The organism is Brevundimonas sp. (genome assembly GCF_030704825.1).
In the GTDB taxonomy this organism is placed as follows: Bacteria; Pseudomonadota; Alphaproteobacteria; order Caulobacterales; family Caulobacteraceae; genus Brevundimonas.
The window spans coordinates 1-5,439 of sequence record NZ_JAUYNX010000029.1 but is presented as its reverse complement, the minus strand read 5'-3'; the positions used below and the strand labels follow the sequence as shown (position 1 = coordinate 5,439).

General features: G+C 69.4%; 6 protein-coding genes, 1 tRNA gene and 1 pseudogene. 3 read left to right on the top strand and 5 right to left on the bottom strand.

What is annotated here, in order from left to right:
- Nucleotides 1–187: 187 nt before the first annotated feature.
- Nucleotides 188–264 (bottom strand) — tRNA-Met (locus tag Q8Q71_RS14000).
- A 172-nt stretch (nucleotides 265–436) separates the two neighbouring features.
- Here Q8Q71_RS14000 and Q8Q71_RS13995 point away from each other — a divergent pair.
- Entirely contained in the window at nucleotides 437–1,666 is a 1,230-nt protein-coding gene (locus Q8Q71_RS13995; protein ID WP_305760214.1) for a PQQ-dependent sugar dehydrogenase, read from the top strand.
- A gap of 3 nt (nucleotides 1,667–1,669) precedes the next feature.
- Here Q8Q71_RS13995 and Q8Q71_RS13990 read toward each other — a convergent pair whose 3' ends face one another.
- Genes Q8Q71_RS13990 through argB form a run of 4 tightly spaced genes read right to left on the bottom strand, consistent with a single transcriptional unit; the run spans nucleotide 1,670 to nucleotide 4,656 of the window.
- The gene (locus Q8Q71_RS13990) at nucleotides 1,670–2,161 is read right to left on the bottom strand and encodes a DUF805 domain-containing protein (RefSeq protein WP_305760213.1); all 492 of its coding nucleotides are present in this window, start codon (nucleotides 2,159–2,161) and stop codon (nucleotides 1,670–1,672) included.
- A 10-nt stretch (nucleotides 2,162–2,171) separates the two neighbouring features.
- Nucleotides 2,172–3,041, bottom strand: coding sequence for a 2,3,4,5-tetrahydropyridine-2,6-dicarboxylate N-succinyltransferase (gene dapD, locus Q8Q71_RS13985; RefSeq protein WP_305760212.1), 870 nt, complete (start codon nucleotides 3,039–3,041; stop codon nucleotides 2,172–2,174).
- Nucleotides 3,038–3,733 carry a pyrimidine 5'-nucleotidase gene (locus Q8Q71_RS13980; protein WP_305760211.1) on the bottom strand — a complete coding sequence of 232 codons (696 nt, stop codon included), beginning with the start codon at nucleotides 3,731–3,733 and terminating at the stop codon, nucleotides 3,038–3,040. The genes dapD and Q8Q71_RS13980 overlap by 4 nt, the downstream gene beginning before the upstream one ends.
- Nucleotides 3,730–4,656 carry an acetylglutamate kinase gene (gene argB, locus Q8Q71_RS13975; RefSeq protein WP_305760215.1) on the bottom strand — a complete coding sequence of 309 codons (927 nt, stop codon included), beginning with the start codon at nucleotides 4,654–4,656 and terminating at the stop codon, nucleotides 3,730–3,732. Before argB ends, Q8Q71_RS13980 begins: the two co-directional genes overlap by 4 nt.
- A gap of 40 nt (nucleotides 4,657–4,696) precedes the next feature.
- On the opposite strand from argB, the gene Q8Q71_RS13970 reads away from it, so the two are divergent.
- Both Q8Q71_RS13970 and Q8Q71_RS13965 read left to right on the top strand, forming a co-directional pair.
- Nucleotides 4,697–4,918 (top strand): hypothetical protein, encoded by a 222-nt coding sequence (locus Q8Q71_RS13970; protein WP_305760210.1) that lies wholly within the window; start codon nucleotides 4,697–4,699, stop codon nucleotides 4,916–4,918.
- A gap of 323 nt (nucleotides 4,919–5,241) precedes the next feature.
- Nucleotides 5,242–5,439 (top strand): annotated as a pseudogene (locus Q8Q71_RS13965) (cell envelope biogenesis protein OmpA); the annotation flags it as partial.

Sequence of the window (5,439 nt, the reverse complement as noted above, 5' to 3'; positions counted from 1 at the left end):
AGGTACTCGAGCCCGTCGGTCTTGCTCCGGGCCACAACAACGGAAGTCGCCATCAGCGTCTCTCCATCGAACGGTGTTCCATTCTGGCCCACCTAACGCGTTACGGAACAAACACCGTGCCAGACGCGCAGACGCCGCCGGATGGCGCGGACGTGATCGGGAGGGAGATAGTCGCGCGGGGGCCGAGTGGTGGCTGGAGACGGACTTGAACCGTCGACCTGTGGGTTATGAATCCACCGCTCTAACCAGCTGAGCTACCCAGCCCCAATTGACGATCATGTCGCTCGAGTCCCGGCGGGAACTGGTCTGTCCGCCGGAAGAGGCGTGCCTATATAGGCGGGCGGCGGGGGATTCAAGCCGCATCCGCGTGACGCGCCGCCCCGGGAACGGTAACGGTCGCGGGACCGTTTCGCCGTCGCCCTTCCGGGAGTTTCCCATGCGCCTGCCCGTCCTCGCCGCCTCGGTTTCCGCCGTCGTTCTCGCCGCCGCCTGCGGAGCCGAGGGGCAGGACCAGGCTTCGGTCCCGGCCGGCGCCTCCGTCGAGAGCCGGCCCGCCAACGGCGCCGGGCAGCAGCCCGCCTTCCCGGGCCAGACCCGCGCGCCGGGCGTGCGCACGGAGACGGGGATGGCGCATACGGTGGTCGCCTCGGGGCTGGTCGAACCCTGGGGTCTGGCCCTGTTGCCGGACGGCCGCTGGCTGGTCACCGAGCGGCCCGGGCGCCTGCGCATCGTCACCGCCGAGGGCTCGGTCGGCGAACCGGTCGCCGGCCTGCCCGCCGTCGACCCACGCGGCCAGGGCGGCCTGCTGGACGTCGTGGTCGGGCCGGGGTTCGGCCAGGACCGGATGATCTACTGGAGCTATTCGGAGCCGCGCGAGGGCGGCAACGCCACCTCGGTGGCGCGCGGGCGGCTGTCGGACGATGGAACGCGGGTCGAGAACGTACAGGTCATCTTCCGCGCCTCGCCGACCTATGACGGGACCCTGCACTACGGCTCGTCCCTCGCCTTCGCGCCGGACGGCAAGCTGTTCATAACCCTGGGCGAGCGATCCGACGCGTCGATGCGGCCCCAAGCCCAGGACCTGGGCTCGCACATGGGCAAGACCATCCGCGTCAACGCCGACGGCTCGGTCCCGTCCGACAATCCCTTTGTCAGCCGCGCCGGGGCCCTGCCGGAGATCTGGTCGCTGGGTCACCGCAACGTGCAGGGGATCGCCATCGCCGCGAACGGCGACGTCTGGACCGTCGAGCATGGCACGCGGGGCGGGGACGAGATCAATCTGGATCGCGCCGGCCTCAACTACGGCTGGCCCGACGTCGCCTACGGAATCGAATACCGCGGCGGCCCGATCAACGCTGGCGTCACAGCGCGCGAGGGCATCGAGCAGCCGCTCTACTACTGGGACCCGGTCATCGCGCCGGGCGGCATGACCTTTTACGACGGGGCCATGTTCCCTGGCTGGCGCGGCAATCTGCTGGTCGCGGGGCTGAAGGAAAAGCACATCGCCCGGCTGGTGCTCGAGGGAAACCGCGTCGTCGGCGAGGAGCGCCTTCTGACCGACCTCGGCGAGCGGGTGCGGGACGTGGCGGTGGCGGCGGACGGCGCCGTCTGGGCGATCACCGACGAAACCGACGGCAAGCTGGTGCGGTTGGCGGCGACGAACTGAGGGCTATTCGGGCGGCGGGCCGAAGCGGTTGGGGCCGGGATCGCCGGGACCCCATTCCGGCCGTCCCCCGGTCAGATTGCGGCCGAGGGCCACAATGAAGATGATCGCCGAAAAGCCGACCAGCACCCACCCAAACGGTTCCGGCAGATCGGGTATCAGGATAGCCGCGGCCAGCGGACCGAGCACCATGATGAGGAAGCCGGCCCCTCTGACAAATTCCATCCGGGCGCCCAGACCTACGTCGTGAAGCCTCCGAACCCCCGCAGCGACGAAGGCGACTCCGGCAGGCGGCAGGGCGAGAAACGGCAACCATGCCAACGCCCGGGGCGCTCCGGCCATCAGCAGGGCGATGGGAGTCACCCAAGCCAGTACCGCGATTACGCCCAGCTTCAGTTCAAGGCGGCGTTGATCGTCGCGCCCGAGACGTCCCTGAAAATCGAATGCGTCGGCGAGACGATCAGACATGGCGACCCCTCGGTCACCTTGCGGCGCCAACCCGCCCTGATCAATCCCGCAGCAGTTCGTTCACCCCGGTCTTGGCCCGGGTTTGCGCGTCCACCCGTTTGACGATCACGGCGCAGTACAGGCCCGGTCCGCCGTCCGGATCGGGCAGGTTCCCCGGCACCACCACGCTGTACGCCGGGACCTCGCCGCGGAAGACCTCGCCCGTCGCGCGGTCGACGATCTTCGTTGAGCCCGACAGATAGACGCCCATCGCCAGGACGGCGCCTTCGCGGACGATGACGCCCTCGGCCACCTCGGCCCGGGCGCCGATGAAACAGCCGTCCTCGATGATGGTCGGATTGGCCTGCAGGGGCTCGAGCACCCCGCCGATGCCGGCCCCGCCTGACAGGTGGACGTTCCTGCCGATCTGGGCGCACGAACCGACGGTGGCCCAGGCGTCGACCATGGCGCCCTCGTCCACATAGGCGCCGATGTTCACGAAGCTGGGCATCAGCACGACGTTGCGGCCGATGAAGGCGCCGCGCCGCACGATCGATCCGGGCACGGAGCGGAAGCCCGCCGCCTGGTAGTCGATCGCGGTCCAGTCGCCGAACTTGTTGGGGACCTTGTCCCACCAGGGACCGACGCCCGGCGCATGGCCGGTGGTCGGGCTGGCCGTGCCCCGGTCGGCGGCCCGCATGATCTCGTTGTCGTTGAGCCGGAAGGACAGCAGCACCGCCTTCTTCAGCCACTGGTGGGTGGTCCAGACTCCGTCGGCGCCGCGCGAGGCGACCCGCGCCTGGCCCGAATCCAGCAGGCCGAGGGCCTGTTCGACGGCCTTGCGGACCTCGCCGTGAGTGTGGGCCGAGACATTGGCGCGGTCTTCCCAGGCGGCCTCGATGACGGCTTCCAGATGGGTCGGGTCGGTCATCGGGCGTCTCCGGGCAGGCGGGCGGTGGCGAGGAAGGGGCCGAGGGCGGCGGCCCGATGGTCGGCGAAGGGCGCGTCGGCGTCCAGCGCGTGCGGCCCGACCAGCACCGTGGTCATGCCGATGGCCTTGGCCGGGGGCAGGTTGCGCACCGTGTCCTCGAAGAAGGCCGCCGTGGCGGGGTCGACGCCGAACCGGTCCGTCATACGGGCGAAGGTCCGTGGATCGGGCTTGGGAATCAGGTCGGCGTCCTCCAGCGAGAACAGGCCGTCGAACAGGTCCGCCAGCTCCAGCTTCTCGACGACTCTCCGGGCGTGGGCCATCGATCCGTTGGTGAAGACGATGCGCGAGCCTTCCAGCCGCTCCAGCGCGGCGCGCAGGCCGGGGTCGGGCGTCAACACGTCCAGCGGCACGTCGTGCACCTCGGCCAGGAAGTCGTGCGGGTCGATCCGGTAGTGGGCCATAAGCCCGGCCAGGGAGGTGCCGTAGTCGCGCAGATAGCCCTTCTGCACCGTCATCGCCTGGTCCGCCGGGAGACCCGCGGTGCGCACGACATAGTCGTTGATGCGCTGCTGGATCAGTCCCATGAACTGGCTCTCGGGCGGATACAGGGTGTCGTCGAGGTCGAAGACCCAGCTGCGGACGTGGCGCAGGTCGGCGCCGTATTCGGTCGCGCGAACCGGCTCCGCCGTCATCCGGCCTTCACCAGGGTGCCCGCGCCGTGTTCGGTGAACAGCTCGACCAGCATGGCGTGGGGACGGCGGCCGTCGAGGATGACCACGGCCTCGACCCCGTCGCGCACCGCCGCCATGGCGGTCTGCAGCTTGGGGATCATGCCGCCCGTGGCGACCCCGTCCTCGATCAGTTTCGCGGCCTCGCCGACGGTCATCTGGCGGATGATCTGGCCGTCCGCCCCCCGGACGCCGGCCACGTCGGTCAGCAGCAGCATCCGCTTGGCCTCCAGCGCCCCGGCGATGGCTCCGGCGACGGTGTCGGCGTTGACGTTGAACGTCTGGCCGTCCTCGGTCACCCCGATCGGGGCGATGACCGGCACCCAGTCGGCGTCGGACTCAAGCAGGCGTCTGACCAGCTTGGGATCGACCCGGGTCGGTTCGCCGACGAAGCCCAGATCGACCTCGTGCTCGATCATGCTGTCGGGATCACGCTTGGTGCGCCGGGTCTTTTCGACGGTCAGCAGGCCGGCGTCCTTGCCCGACAGGCCGACGCCCCGCACGTCCGCTTCTCGCCCGGCCATGGTGATCCAGTGGGCGATCTCCTTGTTGACGGCCCCGGACAGGACCATCTCGGCCACCTGCATGGTGTCGGCGTCGGTGACCCGCAGGCCGTCGACGAAGGCCGACTTCACGCCCGCCCTGTCCAGCATGGCGCTGATCTGCGGCCCGCCGCCGTGAACCACGACCGGATTGACCCCCATCAGCTTCAGCAGCACCACATCGGCCGCGAACTGCCTGGCCACGGCGCTCTCGCCCATGGCGTGGCCGCCGTATTTGATGACCACCGTCTTGCGGTCGTAGATCTGGATGTAGGGCAGGGCTTCGGCGAGCGTCTTCGCCGTCTCCCAGCCGCGATCCTCGGATTGCCGTTCGGTCTCGTCCATGATGAGCAGGTCCGTAAAGCCAGGCCCGCCTGCTGTCATCATGAAACCGGAGGCCTCCGGCGCCGTTCCCTCCGGCATGAAGGAACACGAGATAGACGATCGCGACCTGACGCCATCCGGTCCGACCGACCCGGCCTCGTTGCAGCAACCGGATGCGACCCTGTGCCCGGAGTGCCAGGGGATCGGCGCGACGGCGTCGGGCGAGACCTGTCCCGTCTGCGAGGGGACAGGCAAGGCGAGCGGCCGCACGGGCGGCGGATGAGGCGTCGCGGCGGGCTTTTCCGCCGGAGCGGGCCCGTCGTTTTGACGAGTCGCCCTGCGATGGCGCGCCTGGTCTGCCCCGAATCGCGGACACGGCCAGGACTTCGATGCCCGGCCATCGGCGGCGCCGCTTCCCTTCGAGGCGACCGGCCAGGCCCGGAAAATCCCCAACGAAGGTCCGAAAACGGTGTAATGTAGCCTTCCAGCCACGCTCGACAGCGTTCGCGTCGGGCCGTCTCGACCTTGGCCAGCTGGGCTGTTATGAAGCACCAGCGGCGGCTCATACGCCGTCACATCATTTTGGGCTGCGGAGGGCATTCACCCATGCGCGTTAAGACATTCATTCTGGCGTCATGCGCCGCCGGGGCGCTCGCCCTGTCGGCCGGAGTCGCCAACGCCGAGCCGAACGGCTGGTACGGTGCGCTGGACGCCGGTTGGCATTCCGCCGACGTCGAGACGAGCCGTGGTACGTTGCGAACGATCGAGGTGGAGGACGACTGGGCCGGCTTTGCCCGTCTGGGT